This is a genomic window from Shewanella sp. AC34-MNA-CIBAN-0136, from assembly GCF_040309945.1.
Taxonomy (GTDB): Bacteria; Pseudomonadota; Gammaproteobacteria; order Enterobacterales; family Shewanellaceae; genus Shewanella.
Genome location: NZ_JBEOPJ010000016.1, coordinates 18,368 through 41,796 on the forward strand (window position 1 = coordinate 18,368; position 23,429 = coordinate 41,796).

The following is a 23,429-nucleotide window of genomic DNA, read 5'->3' on the forward strand; positions in this document are numbered from 1 at the left end:
TTAATTCAGCTAAATAAGGAGTAAAAAATAATGTTATCAAACCAATATAAGTTCATTGAATGCCGTCTAGAACAAGGGGTGGCAGAGCTGATTTTAAACCGAGTTGAAGTGCATAATGCCTTTGATGAAGTGATGATCAGCGAGATGATCCAGGCTATCGAACACTTTGCCAAAGACAGTCAATGCAATATGTTGATATTACGTGCTAATGGCAAAAATTTTAGTGCTGGCGCCGACCTCAATTGGATGCGCAAACAAGCAAAAATGGACTTTGAACAAAACCTGACGGATGCCCATGAGCTTGCCAAGCTGATGCACGTGTTAGACAAGTTTCCAAAACCCACTATTGCCTTAGTACAAGGCGCGGCCTTTGGTGGCGCTTTAGGACTAATTTGTTGTTGCGATATTGCCATTGCCAACACCCGTTCAAGCTTTTGCTTAAGCGAAGTCAAGCTGGGGCTTATCCCTGCTGTGATAAGCCCGTATGTGGTTCGTGCTATGGGGAATCGTCAATCGCGTCGCTTTATGCTGACCGCTGAACGCTTTAGTGCTGACGTAGCCTTAACTCATCAAGTTATTCACGAAATTAACGACGACTTAGATGCTGCTGCAGCCCCCTTTATCGCCGCATTTAATGCCAACAGCCCTCAAGGCATGGCATGGGCCAAAAATCTCGTGTCGCATTTAGAAAACGGCGTGATTGACGACGCTACGCTCAATTTTACCAGCGAGCAAATTGCTCGTATTCGTGTATCAGATGAAGGCCAAGAAGGCCTTAATGCCTTCTTTGAAAAACGTACGCCTACTTGGCAAACCGCTAAATCTGATCCACAAGGAGCCCAATAATGTTTACCAAATTACTGATTGCTAACCGTGGTGAAATTGCTTGCCGTATTATTAAAACGGCTCAAACCATGGGTGTTCGCACCATTGCCCTTTATTCCGATGCCGACAAAGATGCCCGCCATGTAGCCATGGCAGATGAATCGTTTTATCTAGGTGGCAGCGCCCCAGCGGACTCATATTTAAAAGCTGATTTAATTATCGAGATAGCTAAAAAATCGGGCGCGGAAGCCATTCACCCTGGTTATGGTTTTTTATCAGAAAATGCCGAGTTTGCTCGTAAATGTGAGCAAAATGGTATCGCCTTTATTGGCCCTGGCAGTGATGCTATCGATTCGATGGGCAGTAAAAGTGCCGCTAAAGAAATCATGTCAAAAGCCAATGTGCCATTAGTGCCGGGTTATCACGGCGACGATCAAACTGATGCCACATTAATTGCCCAGGCCAAAGCTGTCGGCTTCCCGTTACTGATTAAAGCGGCCTATGGTGGTGGCGGTAAAGGGATGCGTATCGTAGAAAACGATGGCGAAATCCTTGAAGCGGTTAAATCAGCACGCCGTGAAGCCAGCTCGTCGTTTGGCAATGACAAATTGTTAATGGAACGCTACTTACGTCAACCACGTCATGTTGAAGTACAAGTATTTGCCGACACTCATGGCAATGCGATTTATTTATCGGATCGTGACTGCTCTATTCAACGTCGCCATCAAAAAGTGGTTGAAGAAGCGCCAGCACCCGGTTTGTCAGACGAACTACGAGCTCAAATGGGGAACGCCGCCGTTGCAGCCGCCAAAGCCATTGATTATGTTGGCGCGGGTACCGTTGAGTTTTTACTCGATACCGATAATAGCTTCTACTTCATGGAAATGAACACCCGTTTGCAAGTAGAGCATCCGGTTACCGAAATGGTCACAGGCCAGGACTTAGTAAAATGGCAGCTAGTTGTCGCTAGTGGTGGTGAATTACCGCTACGCCAAGATGAAGTGCGTATTCATGGTCATTCATTTGAAGTGCGAATTTACGCTGAAGATCCGCAAAACGAATTTTTACCTGCCAGCGGTAAGCTCAATTTTTTACGTGAACCAGAACAAAATCGTCACGTGCGTATCGATTCAGGTATTCGTGAAAACGATGTCATCAGTAACTTTTATGACCCGATGATCGCCAAGCTGATTGTATGGGACGAGTCACGCCCTCGCGCACTACAACGTTTAGTACACGCACTTGAGTCATACCAAATCAGTGGCCTTAAACATAACATCGAGTTTTTAGCCAACATTGCTGAACACCCAGCTTTTGCTGCGGCAGACTTCTGTACTGACTTTATTGAGCGTTATGGCGACACCTTAATTGGTGACGCTGCTATTGAAGCAGATACTGCGTTAGCACTAGCAGGACTTTTTCAAGTACTGTCACGTAAACAAGCAGCAAAAGCGCTGGCCATAAACAGCGCCGACCCATATTCACCTTGGGGCCTCGTGAGCGGCTTTAGACTCAACAGTTCAAGTGTGCATCGTGTGTCGTTATTAACTGACGCATCCGCCGAAGTACAACAGCATGACTTGCTACTGACTGCCGTTGGCGAACAATATCAATTGTGTTTACATGACCAAATGTTGACGTTAGCGGGTGAACTTAAAGCCGATTTACTTTTAGCTGAGATTAATGGCCATAAGAGCAAAATCCCTGTTAGCCATCAAGGCGATGACTTTACGCTATTTTTACCATCTGGCAGTTATCACTTTAAAGCCATATTGGCTCAAGTGATTGAAGAAGTGATTAACCATGCTGATAAGCTTAAAGCACCAATGAATGGCACTGTTGTGACTCATTTAGTGGAAGTGGGCGAACAAGTCAAAGCGGGCCAAGGCTTATTAGTGATGGAAGCCATGAAAATGGAATACACCATCGAAGCGCCGTTTGATGGCGTGGTGAGTGAGTTTTATTTCCAAAGCGGTGAGCTTGTCAGTGACGGTGCACAACTATTAAACGTTGAACCATTAGCCTCTGAAGCTAACATCGAGGAAGCGTAAATGTTACCGACTAAAGTGAGCATTTTTGAAGTCGGCGCTCGTGACGGGTTACAAAACGAAGTGCCGGTGACCACTGCAGACAAACTCACGTTAATCGAACAACTTGCCGATGCAGGTGTTAAGCGCATTGAAGCAGGCAGCTTTGTGTCACCTAAGTGGGTGCCACAAATGGCCGATTCTGATGCCGTATTGCAGCAACTCAAACGACAAGCTGGTGTTGTTTACAGTGCATTAACCCCTAACCTAAAAGGCTTTGAACTAGCGTTAGCGGCTGGCGCTGATGAAGTGGCTATTTTTGGCGCAGCATCAGAAAGTTTTAGTCAAAAAAACATTAATTGCTCTATTGATGAGTCAATCGAGCGCTTTATTCCGTTGATGGAAGCCGCCAAAAAACACAATATCCCAGTGCGCGGGTACGTGTCTTGTGTGCTCGGTTGTCCGTACGAGGGCGACATTGATGTGAGAGAAGTCGCGAGAGTATCTGAGATCCTTTATAAAATGGGTTGTTACGAAATCTCATTAGGCGACACCATCGGTGTTGGCACTCCCAATAAAGCGCGGCAAATGGTTGAAGCTGTCGCCAAAGTGGTTCCGGTTGATAAGTTAGCCTTGCATTTTCATGACACATACGGTCAAGCATTAGCCAATATTCTGGCCTGTCTCGACACTGGTGTCAGCGTGTTTGATGCATCAGTCGCCGGTCTTGGTGGTTGCCCATATGCGAAAGGCGCTTCGGGCAATCTCGCCACTGAAGATCTGGTCTACATGCTCCATGGCATGGGAATAGATACCGGCATTGACTTAGCTAAGCTTGCATTTGCTGGCGACAACATAAGTCGCGCATTAGGCCGAACCAATGGGTCTAAAGTGGCAAATGCAATCAGAACATAATCACATATACTAAAAATGGTTAACGTAGCATACCGCTAACCGTTGATATCAATATAACGATAAGGACAACAAGATGGCAGGATTCAATAAAGTCGTCCACAGCTATGAAGAAGCACTAGCAGGACTGAGTGACGACATGACCATTATGGTCGGCGGGTTTGGTTTGTGTGGTATTCCTGAAGGCTTAATTAACCACATGGTTAAATTGGGTGTGAAAGGCTTAACCGCTATTTCAAACAACGCTGGTGTTGATGATTTTGGTTTAGGTTTATTACTTAAACAACATCAAATTTCAACCATGATAGCCTCTTATGTTGGCGAAAATGCCACCTTTGAACAACAAATGTTGTCTGGTGAGCTTAATGTAATACTCACGCCACAAGGCACATTGGCTGAAAAAATTCGTGCTGGTGGTGCGGGTATTCCGGCATTTTTCACCGCAACAGGTTACGGCACGCCGATTGCTGACGGTAAAGAAACCCGTGAAATTAAAGGTCGTCACTACGTATTAGAAGAATCATTGACGGCAGACTTTGCCTTAGTTCGTGCATGGAAAGCCGACACCATGGGTAATTTGGTATTTCGAAAAACCGCCGCTAACTTCAATCCAATGATGGCCACCGCAGGTAAAATTACCGTGGTTGAGGCTGAAGAAATTGTTGAACCGGGTGAGTTAGATCCAGACCACATCCATACACCAGGTATTTATGTTGATCGCGTTATCAAAGCCAGCTTTGAGAAACGTATCGAACAACGTACCGTCAAAGCTGCGAAATAAGGGAGACAACACCATGGCACTGACCAGAGAACAACTCGCCCAGCGCGTAGCAAAAGAATTACAAGACGGTTTTTACGTTAATTTAGGTATTGGTATCCCTACTCTTGTGGCTAACTATATTCCACAAGGCATGCAAGTGATGCTGCAATCTGAAAACGGTCTACTCGGCATGGGCGAGTTTCCAACCGAAGAAACCATAGACGCCGATCTCATCAACGCCGGCAAACAAACAGTTACCGCAGTTGCTGGGGCGTCATTCTTTTCATCGGCAGAGAGCTTTGCAATGATACGTGGCGGCCACGTAGACCTAACCGTATTAGGCGCCTTCGAAGTTGATGTTAACGGCTCTATCGCCTCATGGATGATCCCAGGCAAGCTGATTAAAGGCATGGGCGGCGCAATGGATTTAGTCGCTGGTGCTGACAACATTATTGTCACCATGATGCATGCAGACAAATACGGCAATTCAAAGTTATTGTCAAAATGCGAACTGCCATTAACGGGCTATGGTTGCATTAAACGTGTAATGACAGATTTGGCCTTTATGGAAATTAAAGATGGCGCATTCCATTTACTTGAACGAGCCCCTGGCGTGTCTGTTGAAGAAATCGTCACAAAAACAGCTGGTAAGTTAGTGGTACCAGACCATGTGCCAGAAATGACTTTTTAATTAATCTTAAATGGTTAATATAACAAAGCCCGCCACTCTGGATATACTCAGTAATGCGGGCTTTTTGTATTTTTTAAAATGACAACTAACTAAAAATACCTAACGGTTCGTTGATGTGACCGTTAATTTGCAGAAAAACTACCAGGTTAAAGGCGCAAGCAATTGATCATCTGCTGGAATAATCAATACGTTACTGCGCATCCGCTCTAAAACTAACTCAGCAGTATTACCTATAATCCGTCCTAATAATCCTTCTCGTTGCCGAGCACCAATCACAAAATATTCACTCTTCAATCTGCAGGCTAGCTCAAACAAGCACAGCTCAGGCTCACCAGCAATAATGTGGATACATTCGGGATCCATATTAAATTGAGCAATCTGTTTTTGATGATCTTTATATGCCTTTTTAACAAGAGCATGGGTATCAATCAAATCCATATCTCGTAATATTTTGGGTACCCTAAGCACAAACGCTAAATGTAATTTGGTCCCTGTAGCTTCTGCAAGTTGCTTACCATATGCCACTACAACGCTATTGAGCTGTTGCTTAATAGGATCATGAGTAGCAAGATCGACAGCCATCAACGTTGCGTTGCCTTTAGTGAGTGGATTACTGGTTAATAATAATAACGGGATCCGAGTATGGCGTATCAACTGCCAGTCAGTGGATAAATAATGGTCTGCATGATGTACAGCCTTCACCATAAGGTCAAATCCATGACGAATAGAATGATGACAGGCATGTTCAAATAAATATTTGCTCCACACCATGTGTACCGGAATATCTTCACCTTTAAGATCCACGAGATGCTGCTTTAATTCAGCTTCTCGTTGATCCATTAACTGCTTTTGAGCAACGCTGACTAAACGAGGGTTATAACTTTCAGGACCACTAAAATAAGCATAAGAATAAGCAAAAACTTCCGCATTTTTGTTCAATTGCTTAGCTAACAGCAAACCGCTCGCTATCGCATCGGTATGTGCTTGTTCCATTTGCGCGATAATAAACACCTTATCCATTTCCTTCTCCTTAAGTCTGCCAATTTTTGATGTACAGCTACTGAAATAGTGATGTCCTGATTAGTTGTGCTATATAACAATCTTCATTGCTGGTGGCTTGAACTAAAAATCCCATCAGCTGAGCTTTATAGGTAAATGTCACCGTTAAAAACAGTCGTCCAAATAACCAACTCGCCTAGCTCAAATAGTAAATAATTGAAAGTTCCAACTAAATATTTTTCCGCTAAAACACAGTAAACCATGTCTTATTAGCTATCATTAGTTTAGTCAATAGAGTACGTTTGTGTTTAATAATTAATCAGAAAGTTGATCGTAATCAACTTTCTGAGATCAAATTGAATCAAGGGATATAGCGCAAACTAAGGCAGACAAAATGACAATAGATAGTTTTGTAATGTCATTATTCTTTATTCTAGTGGTAGGTAGAATACTCGGTGAACTGAGCGACCAACTTGGGTGTCCAAGCGTGGTGGGTGAAGTTATTGCAGGGATATTACTGGGGCCATCTATTCTCAATTGGGTAGAACCTAATAGCACATTAGCTATTATCGCAGAACTTGGGGTTATCCTATTACTTTTTGATATTGGGTGCGAAACCTCAATAAAACGGCTCGTCAATGCAGGAGGTCAAGCCGTTCGGGTCGCATTATTAGGGATTGCTTTACCCATATTAACAACAGGACTTGCCAGTCTTTATTGGTTGTCCCTAGCACCTTTTACAGCCTTATTTTTTGGTTGTGCCCTCACCGCCACCAGCATTGGTATATCAATGCGCGTGTTAACACTATACAAACAGACCCAAAGTTCAGCTGGACATATTATTCTTGGAGCCGCGGTAATTGATGATATTGTCGGAGTGATACTGCTTAGTTTGTTGTTTCATTTTGCTTCCTCAGGTGAATTGGCATTAAGCTCAACACTGATGTTGTTTATCACGATAACCAGTTTTATCGTTTTCAGCCCCCCACTTGTTAGAGCTATCATTTATTTTACCCGCTGGTTACGTCCCAAAACGAATATCCCGGGTTATGAAGTGTTTGTGGTAATGTCACTGATTAGCATGTTTGCATGGCTGGCACACTGGTTTGGCACACCAGCAATATTAGGTGGGTTTGCAGTTGGCATGGGTATATCGCGGCAGTTTACTTCGCCATTAAATAAATTTTTGAAAAATCCCTTTCCTTACACTTATAAACTAGAACTGTCCTCTCGCCCGCTGGTGCAAATATTCAGCCCGATATTTTTTGTTTATGTCGGAGTTAGCCTCGATCTCAGCCAGTTAGATTCAAGTTTTACAGGTTTAGTCATTCTAGGATGGTTAGCGTTTATTGCTGTATTAAGTAAGTTCGTGGCAGGTTTAATAGCAGGTCAGAACTGGCAAGAAAAATGTATCATTGGTGCCGCTATGGTACCTCGTGGAGAGGTTGGGCTAGTTTTCGCGGAAATGGGCCGTCAACTTGGGGTGATACCAGCTAAAGAGTTTGCAATATTAGTTATGATTATCGCCCTAACGACCCTAATAGGGCCGCTTATTTTGAAATATACGTTAAGTAAGCAGCATTAACCGCTTAAGTCATTTCGACTGAAATATCAGTACTGAGTAACATAATGATCAGTCTACTAAAAACTGCAGCGCTTTCTCTAAATTAGGATCGTCAGGATTAGATGTATTTGTCACCCACGCAATATGACCAGTGCGGTCAATAAATACTGTTGTCGGTGTGCCTCTTACGCCATACAACTTAGCAACCTCATCCCCTAAAACCAACGTTTTCATCTTTACACCTCGATCTAGCAAGCTTTGTCCGGGAGTTGCGCCGACATCTTCTTTAAAACTAATACCAATCATTTGTAAGTCTGTATGTTGATATTTAAGTCGCAGCTTTTCTAAGCCGGGTTGAAGTTTTTTACAATATGGACACCATGTAGCCCAAAAATGCAAAATGACTGGTTTTCCCGCGTAGTCATGTAGATTAAATGGCTGACCATCAGCATGAGTTAACTCAAAGTTAGGAGCAACGGATTCTTCCATCTTCGACGCCGCATCAGCTATGTGTAACGGCATGAAAGACAAAAAGAACAATGCCAATATACTTATTCCAAACCAAACTAATTTCATCACTAGCCCCTTTTTGATGGCGTATTCTTTTGATAGATAATTTTGAGAGATAACTCATAGACCGGACAAAAACGATTCTGTATTCGTTTGCAGAGCAAAAAAAATGGTTCATCAGTACTGAACTTTCTATAGGTGATTACGGTATTAATAAAGAGGCTAACAATACGCATATTTCAGAGTAAATAAATCGGTACATTAAACGTATAAAATTAAGTTTACGTTTACGTAAAAATAATACTGAGTTTTTACTCGAAATTGGGTATGGTTAGATAAACCAACTATCTGATTGGACCAGTAACTAACTACATTTTGTTGCCGAGACCCAACTAAAATACAACATAACCAAGGAATGATCTTATGCCAATTTACCAAGCTCCTCTTCGCGATTATCAATTCATTCTATCTGAACTGCTTAATGTCTATCAACAAACTGATTTACGTGGTTTTGATGAGTTAGATGCTGAGCTAACTGATGCGATTTTACAAGGTGTTGCCGATTTCAGCACTGACATCATGTTGCCACTCAATGCCAGTGGAGACTTAGAAGGTTGTAAACTGGTTGATGGTAAGGTCATTACCCCTACAGGGTTCAAGCAAGCTTATAAACAATACGTAGAAGATGGTTGGGCAACATTAACTTGCGATCCTGAATTTGGTGGCCAAGGTTTACCCGAAGTTATCGGTACATTTGCAACCGAAATGAAAACAGCCACTAATATGGCGTTTGCCATGTATCCAGGCTTAACCCATGGCGCTTATTCAGCGATTCACGTTCACGGCAGCGATGCGCTAAAGCAAAAATATTTAGCCAAACTGGTCAGTGGTGAATGGACCGGCACCATGAACTTAACAGAGTCTCATGCGGGTACAGATTTAGCCTTACTGCGCACTAAAGCGGTTCCTGCTGGTGATGAACTGTTTGCTATTAGCGGTGAGAAAATTTTCATTTCTTCGGGCGATCACGACTTAGCCGACAACATCATTCATTTAGTATTAGCGCGTTTACCAGATGCACCGGACGGTGTTAAAGGTATTTCATTATTTGCTGTACCTAAGTTTTTAGTGAATGCCGATGGTAGCTTAGGCGAAGCTAACAAGCTTAGCGCAACAGGTCTTGAGCATAAAATGGGCATTCATGGTAACTCAACATGTGTGATGCATTTTGACGGCGCAATAGGTGAGCTTGTTGGTGCAGCACATCAAGGTCTAAAAGCCATGTTTACCATGATGAACCAAGCACGTTTAGGTGTCGGTATTCAAGGTTTAGGCGTATCAGATATTGCTTATCAAAATGCTCTCGTTTATGCCAAAGAGCGTATTCAAGGCCGTGCATTAAGTGGTGTTAAGCAGCCAGAGCAAGCTGCAGACTCATTATTAGTCCATGGCGACGTGCGTCGTATGTTGTTATCACAAAAGTCGTTCAACGAAGGTACACGTGCGCTAATGGGTCAACAAGCACTGTGGCTTGACCAAGTAGAACGTCATACCGATCCAGAAAAAGCCAAACAAGCTAATGCACTTGCTGCGTTATTTACACCGATTGTTAAAGGCTTTGTCACCGACCAAGGCTTTAAAGCTTGTGTCGATGCCCAGCAAGTCTATGGCGGCCATGGTTATATTAACGAATGGGGTATGGAGCAGTTTGTGCGTGATATCCGTATTGCAATGATTTACGAAGGCACAAATGGGGTACAAGCACTCGATTTAGTCGGCCGTAAATTACTTGCCGACAAAGGTGCAGCATTAACTTTGTGGTCAGGTATGGTGAAGGAATTAATTCAGCAAAACGCGGCTAATGACGCAATGAAACCTTATCTTGCAGGCTTAATGGATGCCGCTGGCGATCTTGAAAAAGCCACCGGTTTTATTGTGCAGTCAGCCAGTAAGAATCCTGATCTTATTGGTGCAGCGTCAATGGCCTATATGCAGTTGTTTGGAATTACCGCTCTAGCATGGATGTGGACTCGCGTTGCTGCAACGTCATTAGCCGCATTAGAAGCGGGTACTGAAGAGACGGGCTTTTACCAAGCTAAACTTAAAACCGCACAATTCTTTATGAGCTATTGGGGCAGCCAAACCCGCAGCTTACGCAAACAAATTGAATCGAGTAGTGCAGATATTGTCGATTTCGCAGAAGCCGATTTTTAATAAATAGTGACACACAAAAAAGCCGCATCAATTAACTTGAAACGGCTTTTTTATTCAGTTAAGTTGGGTTTGACTTAATCCCACAAAAACTCACGAAAATGCTTTCGACAAACCGACTCGTAACTTTCATTACCGCCAATGGCAACCTGCTCGCCTTCACGCATCGGTTTACCGTCATGATCAAGACGCACGACCATGTTAGCTTTACGGCCACAATGACAAATCGTTTTAAGCTCAACCAACTTGTCAGCCCAGGCTAATAAATATTGGCTGCCTGGAAATAGTTCGCCTTGAAAATCATTGCGAAGACCATAGCACAATACTGGAATATCAAGATTATCAACAACATGAGTAATCTGTCTAACTTGTTCTTTACTTAAAAACTGACTTTCATCAATCAATACGCAATGAATTTTTTGCTCATCATTCGACGTCGAAATTAACTCAATTAAATTATCAGTGCTACCGAACACCTGCGCTTCGGTTTCGATGCCGATACGTGATGACACTTTGCCGACACCATAACGATTGTCTATCGATGCCGTCATCACTAAAGTGTGCATACCGCGCTCACGATAATTATAAGAAGACTGCAGTAATGATGTTGATTTACCGGCATTCATCGCCGAATAATAAAAGTACAGTTGCGCCAAAATGAAGCGTCCTAATGTTTAGCTAGTGAATGTCGTTCATATTACCTTTTCCAACATCGTAATAACAAATAAAAATGCCGTATTCATAACGAATACGGCATTTTTATTACAGCTTAAATTGGACATTTACCTACATACAGTAGGGCTTAGTTCAAGAAATTACTTCTTAGCCCAAAAGTGTAATATCACAATGCTGATGACAAACAACACGCTACAGCAAACTAACCCTGCGATTAATGAGCCAGTAAAACCTAATACGGTGTAACCGACTAAACTGATGAAAGCGGCAATTAAGGCATACGGCAGTTGAGTAACCACGTGATCAATATGATGACAACTGGCACCGGTTGACGACAATATAGTGGTGTCAGAAATGGGCGAACAATGATCGCCAAATACCGCACCAGACAATACTGCGGCCAACATTGGCAACATCATCGTGCTATCACTTCCCATAGCCATATCTGCTGCAATAGGCAACATAATCCCAAACGTGCCCCAACTTGTTCCTGTCGCAAATGCGGTAATACCCGCTAATAGGAATAACACTGCAGGTAACATCGCAAACGGAATATTGTCAGTGGCTAAACTTGCCATGTACTTACCGGTTTCAAGCTGTCCAATCACACTCGAAATTGTCCATGCAAAAAGTAATATGTAAATGGCTGGCAACATAGAGCGCGCACCAACCGACATCCCTTTGAGTAACATAGACAAATCAACTTTTTGCTGAATCGCTAGAATGAGTGTTGCAATAAGACCAATTACAGAGCCAAAAAATAGTGACGAGCTAACATCGGTATTCTCAAATGCCCCGAGTACATTAAACGGTAAGTCTTTTGCTGCTAACACATCGGCGCCACTTGACACCATAAAATACACTGTCGCAAACACCAATACCGCGATAGGTAAAAATAAGCCCATCACTTTACCGGTATCGGCTTCAGGTAAATCTGTAACAGCGCCAGGGGGTTGGCCTTTTGACTCATCAAACAAGTTACCCCGCAGTGCGTTTAATTCATGCTGGCGCATTGGGCCAACATCTAAGCTAAACGTTGCAACACACAGTAATAATAATAACGAAAAAATGGCATAAAAGTTCATTGGGATCATTTGAATAAAGACGCTCAAATGACCAGAATCTGTAAATCCATGAGCCGTTAAAATACCGCCAATTAAGGCGATAATATATGCACCCCAGCTAGATACGGGAGAAATAACACACACCGGCGCAGCGGTGGAATCAAGAATATAAGCTAATTTTGCACGCGAAATATGGTAGCGATCTGTGATTGGACGTGAAATCGAGCCGACGACTAAACTATTAAAGTAATCATCAATAAACACTACGCAGCCTAAAAACATGGTCATTAACTTGGCATCACGTTTATTGCGAATACGCAATTTAGCCCAATCAGCAAAAGCACGAGCAGAACCACTGACAGTGATCAATGCAGTGATCATACCCAGCACAATCAAAAAGCCTAAAATGTACACATTCCAACTGTTCAGTCCGGCGTCTTTCCAAACTAACTGGCTGGCTGTATTTAAAATATATTCGCCACTGCCAACCAATGAGAAATCGGTTAGTAATAAGGCGCCGAAAACAATGCCAACCCCTAAAGATAGCAATACTTTACGAGTTAAAATAGCCAGAGTAATAGCCACAAGTGGTGGCAAAACAGAAAGTGCCGAATCGGCATAACTTATTATCATAATTTAATTATTTCTTCGTTGGATACGAATGGAGAAAAACTAGAAATAAGGCTAAACATACACAGGAAGTGTATGCGTTAACTTAACTAGTAGCACTCCACAGTAATATCCATTTAATATGAATATCATTCTTTTTATCAAGTCGATAAAAACACTATGACAGTGCAGTCCCTTTCGAGAACTGCCCCAACAAATGCGGCTGATAACCCCATTTATTTCGGCATTGCACCCTTTTATGTCGAATTATTGGCATCACCCAATTCAACATGACTTTTATGCAACGCACCTCTACTTTTGTTGTTTGTAGTTAAAGCTCATTACACACAACGCGAACATACAATCATAAATTACATATTCTGCGCCAGTAAAAAGCACTAAACAGCACGACAAATAACAACAACATCAATTTAAACCACAATTGCATAGCATTAGTTTAACGTTTTTAAATCAAATGCACACTAGTGTAATGGGCACAAAAACAGCAACCGCATCAAACCCTGGATATTTGAACTGAATTTTTAAAAATCAACACCTAAACCAGTACTAAATCCAAGAGAAATCCAAGAGTAGCCCAATAAAAAAGGTTTCTACCTTATGAGTAGAAACCTTTTAATCGTACAACAGAACGTTTAATAGCGCGTCAAAGTCGGCTGAACAACACGAGCTTAATCAACGCCTCCGTTTAGCGACTTAACATCTGATTAAACGAGGTTGTTCAATGCCGGTACCGCTTCAAATAAGTCGGCAACCAAACCATAATCCGCCACTTGAAAAATAGGGGCTTCAGGGTCTTTGTTAATGGCCACAATTACTTTTGAGTCTTTCATGCCAGCAAGATGTTGAATCGCGCCAGAAATACCCACTGCAATGTACAAGTTAGGGGCGACAATCTTACCCGTTTGGCCAACTTGCAAGTCGTTAGGTACAAAGCCCGCGTCTACAGCTGCACGTGATGCACCTACTGCTGCGCCTAACTTATCGGCTAGTTGTTCTAAAATGGCAAAGTTTTCACCGCTGCCCATACCACGGCCGCCAGACACAATAATGCCAGCATTACCGAGTTCAGGACGGGCTGATTCAGTGAGTGACTGAGAAACAAACTCAGTTTTTGAATCAATTGCTTGGCTTAAGTTGATGACTTCAGCACTGCCTGTTGATGCTACAACATCAAACGCACTTGAGCGCACAGTCATGACTTTCTTAGCATCTAAGCTTTGCACTGTTGCAAGCGCATTACCCGCATAAATAGGGCGTACAAAAGTGTCACTGCTTACAACTTCAATCACTTCAGAAATCTGGGCAACGTCTAATAATGCTGCTACGCGAGGCAATGTATCTTTGCCTATACTGGTTGCTGCAGCCAGAATATGTTCATAGTCTCCGGCAATATCAACAACCAATTTTGATACATTTTCAGCTAGTTGAGCACCATATTGAGCAGCATCAGCCACTAACACTTTACTCACGCCCGCTAAACTTTGTGCTGCACTTACCGCGGCAGAACAATCAGCACCAGCAACCAGTACATGAATATCACCACCAATGGCTGCTGCAGCGCTAACTACTTTCGCCGTGTCAGTTTTCAGGCTGACATTATCGTGTTCTGCTAATACTAAAATGGTCATATTAGATCACCTTCGCTTCATTTTTTAACTTATCAACTAACTCTTCAACAGAAGACACCATGATGCCCGCTTTACGCTCAACAGGAGGTGTGACGCTAAGTACTGTTTGATGTGCTCTTAAGCTCACACCAAGATCAGCCACAGCCATAATCTCTAATGGTTTGCGTTTAGCTTTCATAATATTAGGTAATGAAGCATAACGAGGTTCGTTCAAACGTAAGTCTACCGTCACAATCGCAGGCAAAGGCATTTTCAGCGTTTGTAGTCCGCCATCGATTTCACGAGTGACCGTAATCATGTCACCATCAATTTTGACTTCTGATGCAAATGTCGCTTGTGGCATATCAGTTAATGCTGCGAGCATTTGACCCGTTTGGTTATTGTCGCCGTCAATTGACTGCTTACCAAAAATAACGAGTTGTGCTTGCTCTTTTTCTTGCACTGCCTTTAACAGCTTAGCAATCGAAAGAGGCACTAACTCTTCATCGGTCTCAATATGAATCGCTCGGTCGGCACCCAGTGCCATTGCGGTTCTTAATTGTTCTTGCACCGCTTTAGGGCCAACACTTACCACTACAACTTCAGTGGCAATGCCAGCTTCTTTGAGGCGAACAGCTTCTTCTACCGCTATTTCGCAAAATGGGTTTAACGCCATTTTAAGGTTGGTCGTATCAACATTTGTGTTATCAGCTTTTACCCTGACTTTCACATTGGCATCAACTACGCGTTTAACAGGCACCAATACTTTCATAGGTTTTCCTTCCTACACCTTCAATGTATATGGACAACACACTGGCGTTCGCCAATGCAAGATGGGTTAACTTTACGTCCTGTTAACGTTAACGTCAATCAAAGTCAAACGACTGTTTACATATTTTTTGTTATTGTGGTGGCAATCAAACTAAACAAGTAGTGGATCATTAATTACTTAATGGGAATGCTTAATTAAAATTAATTGCATAATTAGATGATTTTATTTGATTCAATGCCAAATAGTTTCTATTATTACAGCTATATTCAGTATTGATTAAGCTGTATTAGTAATAATCAGAGAATTAATCTGACTTATATTAATAATAACGACCCAAATAAACAATATGAAGTACTGAAACTTACACGGAACGTTGATACTTTTTATCTCTTATAACTTTTATTTTATAAATAAATCATTAGGAAACTATACAACATGAGTGACTTTTTAGACATATTAACCCACGGCCGTCGTTTTAAAGCTGCAGTAAAAGAATTGTCTCTTGATGATTTACGTGAAACAGCGGCCAAATTAGAAAAAATCATTACCGAACGTCAAGAAGAAGAAAAATTAGAACTTGAAGCTAATGCAGAGCGTAACGCTCGTATTGCTGAAATTCTTGCTCAAATTGAAAACAGTGGTTTATCAATTGAAGATTTAGGTGATGTGACCTCTTCTGTTAAAACAGCTAAACCTAAACGTGCACCGCGCCCACCAAAATATCAAATCACTGTTGATGGTGAATTAATTCAATGGACTGGCCAAGGTCGTATGCCTACCGTATTCAAACAACAAGTTGATAGCGGCAAAAATATGAGCGAATTCTTAATTCCTGGTATGGAATAATTATTCTGATTAAGGGTTAACCACACGGTTAGCATTTAAAATAAAAAAGAGCTTACTTCGGTAAGCTCTTTTTTTTATAGCATTTGAGCGCTTTATCATCGCCATGAGAAAAGGTAAACTAACCGTCATTGATCCATTCCCCATTAATAGAAGGCTACGGCTATGACTTTTCCTCTTAAATATGCATTTATTGCCTCAGGTATAGCACTATTATTGAGCGCTTGTGCGAGTGATTATACGTTCAAAAGTAATTTAGACAGTAAAGCGATCAATGATTATTTTAAAGTCGGTGATGTACAGTTATATGAAGGAAACGATCAACCTAAAGGAACATTTGAAACTTTAGGTTTAGTGGAAGGCGAAGCCTGCCAAGAAAGCAAACAAGATGCACCACCGCAAATGGCCGTAGCACGAAGCAATGCCAGAAGATCTGCTGCAGATATGGGCGCAAATGGTTTTGTAGTTAAAAGCTGTTTTATGATTACTGAAGCAGACAATAGTTGTTTTAGCCGTGCACTTTGTGTCGGTCAAGCCATTAAAACTCCTACAGAAAAATAACAACTCAATATATTATATTGGCTGCCCATAAATGATGAGTGCTCATATAACACTCATCAACATTTTTTATATTTGATTTATAACTCCCTTTGTTTGCTTAATTCAGGTATCGCATGACACAAAGCAACGATCGACACAGTCAAACAGATCTAATGAATCATAAATCTAGCGTTCCGTTTAGCAGCCAATTAAATGCTGTTGCAATATGCAGAACACCTTACAAACAAAAGTTTGGTATTCCTCGTCAGCCAGGTTTAGTCAATGCGGTAGGTTATATAGAGTTTGAACCCGCGTTTAATCATATTGATGCAGTAAGAGGAATAGAGCAATATTCACACTTATGGTTATTATTCTGTTTCCATGAAAATCTGGCTCAAGGTTGGAAAACCACCGTTCGCCCTCCTCGTTTAGGCGGCAATGAAAAACTGGGCGTTTTTGCTACACGCTCCACATTTCGTCCAAATGGTATTGGCCAATCAGTGGTAAAACTCCATGGAGTTATCCAACGTAAAGGAAAAGTGTGCTTAGTAATATCTGGAATGGATTTATTAGACGGCACGCCAATTGTCGATATTAAACCTTATATTCCTTTTTCTGATGCTATTTTAGACGCCAAAGGCGGCATAGCCCAAGAAGCCCCAATCCTCATCCCACTGACTTATACATCGTTAGCGACAGAGCAAATAGATCACTACAGCCAACAAGAGCAGTACCAAGATTTAGCCGCGCTTATTGAAGGGGTATTGTCACAAGATCCTCGTCCTGCATACAAAAAAGCCAAAAATGATCCCAAACTTTATCAAGTGGCTTTATACGACTTAGATATCTTTTGGCATATCACAGCTCAAGGTATTGAAGTGTTAGAACTCAAACCGACAAAAGTTGAACTGCTGAAGGATTAAATCAATGGCAGACATAGATTACCAAGCTCAACATAAAAAACGCTTATCATGGATGCCATGGCTGTATTTTTCACTTAAACCAAAACATTTAACATGGGCAAAACCTTGGCAAGATGACATTCAACAACGGCTATGTCAGCTTGAAACCATTCATATAGGTGAACAGTGTTTTATTGCCCCACAAGCTCAGCTTTTTGCCGAACCTGGTAGGGACATTATCATTGGCGATCAATGTATGATTGCCGCTGATGTGTTTATGCATGGCCCAATTACCCTAGGCAATGAAGTGGCCATTAACCATGGCTGCAGCTTAGATGGGGGCCGTAACGGTATCAAAATTGGCAGCCAAACACGTATTGCTAACAACGTCACGATTTATGCTTTTAACCATGGTATGTCACCCAGCGCACCCATTTATAAACAACCCGCGACATCAAAAGGTGTAGTGATAGGCCAAGATGTATGGATTGGCGCTCAGGCAGGCATTGTTGACGGTGTCACCATTGGGGATTGTGCGGTGATTGGCATGGGCTGCATTGTTACAAAAGATGTACCCGATTTTGCCATTGTTGCTGGAAATCCTGCCCGAGTTATTGGCGACCGACGCGATAAATAACCTCAGATACGTTGAATAGATAGGGTTATTCAATAAAGACAAATTAGTGGCAACTCATCGATATCAAACTTGCCATTGTTGTTGCTATCTAAGCACATTGACGCGACTATTGTGTTCTTATAACAAGTCAATACAACACTGGATAGAGGGATAGAAAGCTATTTAATATGCATTTATTATCCCGATGTGAAGTTTAATTACGGTCACTTGCGGTTAAAGTATAACAAAGGCTACTTTTGAGTCGAATTAGCAGGTGACATCATTGTTGCAGGTGCTAAAATGATGCTAATTCATAGCAACTATTTTGGACATTGGGAATGCGAGTTAGCAAGTACCTGCTTTCAACACAAAAAGAAACCCCTGCTAATGCAGAGGTGATTAGTCATCAGTTAATGTTACGTGCCGGTATGATCCGTCGTAATGCTTCAGGTCTCTACACTTGGCTTCCATCAGGTTTACGTGTTTTACGTAAAGTTGAAGCCATTGTTCGTGAAGAAATGAATAAAACAGGCGCTATCGAAATATTAATGCCGTTAGTTCAGCCTGCTGATTTATGGGTTGAAACGGGCCGTTGGGACAAGTTTGGTCCTGAATTATTACGTTTCCAAGACCGTAATAATCGTGACTTCGTATTGGGGCCAACCCATGAAGAAGTGATCACCGATTTAGTCCGTAAAGAATTAAGTTCTTACAAGCAACTGCCGTTAACACTTTACCAAGTACAAACTAAGTTCCGTGATGAAGTTCGTCCCCGCTTTGGTGTGATGCGCGCGCGTGAATTCTTGATGAAAGATGCCTATTCTTTCCATTTAGATCAAGAAACCATGGATAACACTTACCACGCTATGCATACCGCATACAGCAATATTCTGACTCGTATGGGATTATCATTCCGTCCTGTACTGGCTGATACTGGTTCTATCGGTGGTAGCATGTCGCATGAATTCCATGTACTGGCTAACAGTGGTGAAGACTTAATCGCTTATTCAACGGGTAGCGATTATGCCGCTAACATTGAAAAAGCCGAATCACCAATGCCAACCGACACTCTTGCCACGCCGACTGAAGCAATGACGATAGTGGATACGCCTAACGCCAAAACGATTGCTGAGTTAGTTGAGCAATTTGGTTTAGTCATCACTAAAACGGTTAAAACCTTAATCGTAAAAGGTGCTACTGACGAAGCGCCATTAGTTGCCTTAGTTATCCGTGGCGATCACGAACTTAACGAAATTAAAGCCGACAAACTTGAATTAGTCGCATCTCCATTTGAATTTGCTTCAGAAGCAGAAATTCGTGCAGCAGTGGGTGCAGGTCCTGGTTCTATAGGACCTGTTGGCTTAACGATGCCAATTATTGTTGATCATAGTGTGACTGTGATGAGCGATTTTGCCGCGGGTGCCAACACTGAAGCTAAGCATTATTTTGGTATTAACTGGGAGCGCGATTTGCCTCTAGCGACTGCTGCGGATATCCGTAATGTGGTCGAAGGTGAACCAACGCCTGATGGCTTAGGTACGTATGCCATGGCTCGTGGTATTGAAGTCGGCCATATCTTCCAGTTGGGAACAAGTTATTCTAAATCAATGAATGCCACCGTGTTAGACGAAAACGGTAAAGCCCAAGTGTTATTGATGGGTTGTTACGGCGTAGGTGTGAGTCGTATTGTGGCTGCTGCTATTGAGCAAAACAACGATGACCGTGGCATTACCTGGCCTGAAGCGATTGCACCGTTTACTGTAGGCATTTTGCCAATGAATATGCATAAGTCACATCGTGTAGCTGACATTGCCGAAAAACTTTACCAAGACCTGGCTGATGCTGGTGTTGAAGTATTGATGGATGATCGTAAAGAGCGTCCTGGGGTTATGTTTGCCGACATGGAACTCATTGGCTTACCGCATGTTGTGGTGATTGGCGATCGCAATATTGATGCGGGTGTATTTGAATATAAAAACCGTCGTACGGGTGAGAAACAAGATATTCCATTCGATGAGATTGTGGCGTTTTTAACAAATGCAGCTAAAGGCTAGTTATTAACAATATAACCTGTTAAAAACGCACTTTAGGGGTGCGTTTTTTTATCGCTGCAAAACACTTTTATGTAATATTTTTGATATAAATATCGATTTCAAGGCCTTGATTCAACTCTGAAATAATCTCAAGCCTACCGCCTAATTTTTGCGTCACTAGATTATACACAATAGACATGCCTAACCCTGTGCCACCAATATTGCGTGCGGTAGTAAAAAAAGGTTCAAATATTCTCCGCTTTACTTCAGGGCTCAAACCTTTGCCATTATCTTTGTAAAACATCTTTATTTCATCACCACAATAATTAGCGCCTAATATAATTCGCTTTTGTCCTACATAATCGGCAGGAAATGCATGCCGAAAGCAATTGGACACCAGATTAGTAAAGATTTGTGCAATAGCACCAGGATAAGATTCAACAACCAAGTCGGGTTCTAATTGAATATCAAGTTCGATACCTTGCTTACGGGTTAATGGCCTAAGAGGGGAAGATATTTGTTCCAAATATTCAGTTAAATTAACCAGCTCTTTTTCTAGAATAAGCTGGTCAGCGGCGGTGCGTTTAAAGTTATGAACTAACTCAGCGGCACGCGATAAATTGCGTTCAATTAAATGTAATCCGTCAGTAAGTGTATGGATAAACTCTTCAAAGTCTTGTTGTTCTAATTCACCCGCAGCGAACAAAGTTTTGAGTTTAGTTAACTCATCGATGCAGTGGCTTGTTGATGTCACTGAAATACCTAATGGAGTATTAACTTCATGTGCAACACCAGCAACAAGATTACCTAAGGCGGCAAGCTTTTCGCTCTCTATTAAACTGGTTTGCGTTACTTGTAGATTATTAATCGCATTTTTTAACTCTGCGGTTCGCTTTTCAACTTCTGCTTCTAAGGCTAAATTATTCAATTCAAGTTCATTTTGGTAAGCCTTGACCTTTTTAGCGTTAACAGCTCTACCATACAAATCAGCCAAAGAGCTCACAAATGATTGCTCATCACGGCTCCAATGCCGAACGCCTCCCTTATGCTCACAACAGATAATGCCGATCATTTTACCAGCATGCCTTATTGGGCTGTCTAACATGGCTGTGATTGCATTGGGACGTAAATAAATCTCTTTAAATTCACAGGTTGCTGGATCTGTCATAGCATCACTGGCAGCAATCGTTCTTTCTGTATCGAGAGCGCGAAAATACCCCGGAAACGCTAAGCGAGTTAGCGTGATATTATTTTGTTTAGTTTGATTATCAACTAATAAAAAACAACCGATTGATTGATTATCTTCTGTTAACAACCATATACCTGCCCTGTCGATATCGAGTCCGCGACACACTGAATCGACAATCAATTTTGAAGCCGAATCTAAGTTTCCAGTATCAATTAATTCAGACCGGCTGACAGCCAGTAATACTTGATCTAAATTCTGATTCATAATAGATAACTTAATGTGTGCTTTGCGCAGGTTCATCTGGCATTTGTTGCTGGATCTCTACAAACTTATCAAGCAAGGTTAAACTGGCATCACACATCAAAGGATCAAATTGCTTACCTGACTGCTCAATTAAATAATCTCTTACTTTTTCAGCGGACCAGGCGTCTTTATAACTGCGTTTTGACAACAGTGCATCAATTACATCCACGATAGCCATAATGCGACCTTCAATCGGTATTGCATCAGCAACTAACCCACGAGGATAACCATTACCGTCCCATCGTTCATGATGTGTATAGGCAATACGAGCGCCCATTTTGGCTATGATACGATTTGATGCCGCAAGTAAGGTGTAGCCCTTTTCTGCATGGGTTTTCATGATTTCCCACTCACTATCGGTCAACTTACCGGGTTTATGTAAAATACTTTCAGGGATACCAATTTTACCCACATCATGTAAAGGGGCTGCATAGCGCATGGTTTCAACAAAATCATCGCTCATACCAATATGGTTAGCCAGCATTTCACTCATCACTGCCACACGCCTAACATGAGCACCGGTTTCTTTACTGCGCTGTTCAATCGCATCACCAATAATTAGGATCAGTTCACGTTGCGTTTGTTGGACATTTTCTTTGCTTGAAAGGTTTTCAAAGGTCAAACTAACATTGGCAGCAAATAATTCAAGGATCCTGACCTGCAAAGGCGTTAATGCGGTGTCGTGTTGGAGGTATAAAATACTGGTAACATCGTGGCCAAACTTATAAAAGCCTACATAAATATTATCGTGAACTATCGACTTCTCTATACTAATGGCTTCAATAATATACTCTTTCACTTCACCCGGTAGTGATTCGACATTTTCTATTTCACGGTAACTCACCATATCCCCAGTCGCGGCTAATAGGTTCATATGAGTATCTTGGTAGAGATCTTCACGAAAACTGGTTAAATAAAGCGCTGAGCTATTCAAATTAAGTAATTGCAATGTTTGTTCAAGAACAGCACTGCCAAAATTATGCAGTGTATTGCTTAGTAGCACTGAAGAAGAAGCTTGGATGACTTTCTCCATCCCACGTTGACTTAGTTCAATTGTTTTAATATCTCGATACGAGCGCAAGGAAGCATAAACACACGATTTAAGTTTGGTAGCGGTTAATTCTGTTTTTGCTTTGTAGTCATTAATATCAAACTCTCTGATCACCCTTTCCTCAGGAGCGCTGCCCGGCTGACCAGTGCGAAGAATAATCCTTGTACTGTGATTATTTAACTCACCTCGAATACGTTCAACTAAATCCAGCCCCGCGTGATCGTTTTCCATCACAACATCGATAAATGCGAGCGCGATATCAGGCTCATCGCGTAGTAAAATGAATCCATCTTCAGCGCTAAAACTTGAATAAAAAGCGAGTTTCCTACCTTCCAACTCAAAATGACTTAATGCAAATTTAGTCACATCATGTATGCCTGGTTCATCATCAATGATGGCAATTTTCCAGGGAGAAAGTTGCTTTGCTTTATGTGCTGCATCGTTATCAACCGATACTTCTGATGTTGTCTTAAACAGAGCCACATGCCATCCTTAAATTGGTATAATCAATTGAGTATTCGTTAACAAAATCAACATCAACAATCTATGATGAACTATTTACATTAGTTTTATCATGAAGACTAAATAACCATACGAGTAAAAGTTTACTTTAGATCTTATTATCAATCTCGATATGGTGTTGCAAATGAGTGCTCGTAATCATGTTCAACTTTTCATCTCAAAGTATTAACCTCGATAATAGAT

General features: G+C 41.8%; 20 protein-coding genes and 1 riboswitch. Of the genes, 12 read left to right on the forward strand and 8 right to left on the reverse strand.

Annotated elements, in window-relative coordinates:
* The first annotated feature begins 30 nt into the window (after nucleotides 1–30).
* The 5 genes from AAEY94_RS15470 to AAEY94_RS15490 all read left to right on the forward strand — a co-directional run bounded on the left by AAEY94_RS15470 (nucleotide 31) and on the right by AAEY94_RS15490 (nucleotide 5,215).
* Nucleotides 31–846, forward strand: coding sequence for an enoyl-CoA hydratase-related protein (locus AAEY94_RS15470; RefSeq protein ID WP_350979195.1), 816 nt, complete (start codon nucleotides 31–33; stop codon nucleotides 844–846).
* Nucleotides 846–2,876 (forward strand): acetyl/propionyl/methylcrotonyl-CoA carboxylase subunit alpha, encoded by a 2,031-nt coding sequence (locus tag AAEY94_RS15475; RefSeq protein ID WP_350979196.1) that lies wholly within the window; start codon nucleotides 846–848, stop codon nucleotides 2,874–2,876. Before AAEY94_RS15470 ends, AAEY94_RS15475 begins: the two co-directional genes overlap by 1 nt.
* A complete protein-coding gene (locus AAEY94_RS15480) occupies nucleotides 2,877–3,767 on the forward strand; it encodes a hydroxymethylglutaryl-CoA lyase (protein ID WP_350979197.1) in 891 nt (296 codons plus the stop codon).
* A 73-nt stretch (nucleotides 3,768–3,840) separates the two neighbouring features.
* Nucleotides 3,841–4,545, forward strand: coding sequence for a CoA transferase subunit A (locus AAEY94_RS15485; RefSeq protein WP_182744746.1), 705 nt, complete (start codon nucleotides 3,841–3,843; stop codon nucleotides 4,543–4,545).
* 13 nt (nucleotides 4,546–4,558) lie between these two features.
* Nucleotides 4,559–5,215 carry a 3-oxoacid CoA-transferase subunit B gene (locus tag AAEY94_RS15490; RefSeq protein WP_182744745.1) on the forward strand — a complete coding sequence of 219 codons (657 nt, stop codon included), beginning with the start codon at nucleotides 4,559–4,561 and terminating at the stop codon, nucleotides 5,213–5,215.
* Between the two features lie 138 nt (nucleotides 5,216–5,353).
* On the opposite strand, the gene AAEY94_RS15495 is transcribed toward AAEY94_RS15490, so the two are convergent.
* On the reverse strand, nucleotides 5,354–6,235 hold the full coding sequence (locus AAEY94_RS15495) for a universal stress protein (RefSeq protein WP_101086540.1): 882 nt from the start codon (nucleotides 6,233–6,235) through the stop codon (nucleotides 5,354–5,356).
* Nucleotides 6,236–6,608: 373 nt separating this feature from the next.
* On the opposite strand from AAEY94_RS15495, the gene AAEY94_RS15500 reads away from it, so the two are divergent.
* Nucleotides 6,609–7,799 (forward strand): cation:proton antiporter, encoded by a 1,191-nt coding sequence (locus AAEY94_RS15500; RefSeq protein ID WP_101086539.1) that lies wholly within the window; start codon nucleotides 6,609–6,611, stop codon nucleotides 7,797–7,799.
* Between the two features lie 48 nt (nucleotides 7,800–7,847).
* Here the strand turns inward: AAEY94_RS15500 and AAEY94_RS15505 are convergent, their stop codons facing one another.
* A complete protein-coding gene (locus AAEY94_RS15505) occupies nucleotides 7,848–8,354 on the reverse strand; it encodes a TlpA family protein disulfide reductase (RefSeq protein ID WP_242445126.1) in 507 nt (168 codons plus the stop codon).
* 357 nt (nucleotides 8,355–8,711) lie between these two features.
* On the opposite strand from AAEY94_RS15505, the gene AAEY94_RS15510 reads away from it, so the two are divergent.
* A complete protein-coding gene (locus tag AAEY94_RS15510) occupies nucleotides 8,712–10,502 on the forward strand; it encodes an acyl-CoA dehydrogenase C-terminal domain-containing protein (protein WP_162023567.1) in 1,791 nt (596 codons plus the stop codon).
* 74 nt (nucleotides 10,503–10,576) lie between these two features.
* Here the strand turns inward: AAEY94_RS15510 and AAEY94_RS15515 are convergent, their stop codons facing one another.
* The 4 genes from AAEY94_RS15515 to AAEY94_RS15530 all read right to left on the reverse strand — a co-directional run bounded on the left by AAEY94_RS15515 (nucleotide 10,577) and on the right by AAEY94_RS15530 (nucleotide 15,247).
* Nucleotides 10,577–11,155: a thymidine kinase gene (locus tag AAEY94_RS15515; RefSeq protein WP_101086537.1), complete on the reverse strand. Its 579-nt coding sequence runs from the start codon at nucleotides 11,153–11,155 to the stop codon at nucleotides 10,577–10,579.
* A 159-nt stretch (nucleotides 11,156–11,314) separates the two neighbouring features.
* A complete protein-coding gene (locus tag AAEY94_RS15520) occupies nucleotides 11,315–12,874 on the reverse strand; it encodes a Na+/H+ antiporter NhaC family protein (RefSeq protein ID WP_350979229.1) in 1,560 nt (519 codons plus the stop codon).
* 79 nt (nucleotides 12,875–12,953) lie between these two features.
* Nucleotides 12,954–13,170: riboswitch (Lysine riboswitch) on the reverse strand.
* Between the two features lie 402 nt (nucleotides 13,171–13,572).
* Nucleotides 13,573–14,496: an electron transfer flavoprotein subunit alpha/FixB family protein gene (locus tag AAEY94_RS15525; protein WP_162023568.1), complete on the reverse strand. Its 924-nt coding sequence runs from the start codon at nucleotides 14,494–14,496 to the stop codon at nucleotides 13,573–13,575.
* Between the two features lies 1 nt (nucleotide 14,497).
* Entirely contained in the window at nucleotides 14,498–15,247 is a 750-nt protein-coding gene (locus AAEY94_RS15530; RefSeq protein WP_059744357.1) for an electron transfer flavoprotein subunit beta/FixA family protein, read from the reverse strand.
* Between the two features lie 435 nt (nucleotides 15,248–15,682).
* Between AAEY94_RS15530 and AAEY94_RS15535 the strand changes: the two genes are divergently transcribed.
* From AAEY94_RS15535 to AAEY94_RS15555, 5 genes are all read left to right on the forward strand, one after another.
* Nucleotides 15,683–16,093 (forward strand): H-NS histone family protein, encoded by a 411-nt coding sequence (locus AAEY94_RS15535; RefSeq protein ID WP_101086534.1) that lies wholly within the window; start codon nucleotides 15,683–15,685, stop codon nucleotides 16,091–16,093.
* Nucleotides 16,094–16,255: 162 nt separating this feature from the next.
* A complete protein-coding gene (gene rcsF, locus AAEY94_RS15540; protein ID WP_101086533.1) occupies nucleotides 16,256–16,651 on the forward strand; it encodes an Rcs stress response system protein RcsF in 396 nt (131 codons plus the stop codon).
* A 152-nt stretch (nucleotides 16,652–16,803) separates the two neighbouring features.
* Nucleotides 16,804–17,553 (forward strand): tRNA (N6-threonylcarbamoyladenosine(37)-N6)-methyltransferase TrmO, encoded by a 750-nt coding sequence (tsaA, locus tag AAEY94_RS15545; protein ID WP_101087197.1) that lies wholly within the window; start codon nucleotides 16,804–16,806, stop codon nucleotides 17,551–17,553.
* A gap of 4 nt (nucleotides 17,554–17,557) precedes the next feature.
* Nucleotides 17,558–18,169, forward strand: a complete 612-nt coding sequence (locus tag AAEY94_RS15550) for an acyltransferase (protein ID WP_350979198.1) — start codon at nucleotides 17,558–17,560, stop codon at nucleotides 18,167–18,169.
* A gap of 317 nt (nucleotides 18,170–18,486) precedes the next feature.
* On the forward strand, nucleotides 18,487–20,202 hold the full coding sequence (locus AAEY94_RS15555) for a proline--tRNA ligase (protein ID WP_350979199.1): 1,716 nt from the start codon (nucleotides 18,487–18,489) through the stop codon (nucleotides 20,200–20,202).
* A 67-nt stretch (nucleotides 20,203–20,269) separates the two neighbouring features.
* Here AAEY94_RS15555 and AAEY94_RS15560 read toward each other — a convergent pair whose 3' ends face one another.
* Nucleotides 20,270–21,634 carry a sensor histidine kinase gene (locus AAEY94_RS15560; RefSeq protein ID WP_350979200.1) on the reverse strand — a complete coding sequence of 455 codons (1,365 nt, stop codon included), beginning with the start codon at nucleotides 21,632–21,634 and terminating at the stop codon, nucleotides 20,270–20,272.
* A gap of 10 nt (nucleotides 21,635–21,644) precedes the next feature.
* Nucleotides 21,645–23,207 carry a DUF3369 domain-containing protein gene (locus tag AAEY94_RS15565; RefSeq protein ID WP_350979201.1) on the reverse strand — a complete coding sequence of 521 codons (1,563 nt, stop codon included), beginning with the start codon at nucleotides 23,205–23,207 and terminating at the stop codon, nucleotides 21,645–21,647.
* Between the last annotated feature and the right edge of the window lie 222 nt (nucleotides 23,208–23,429).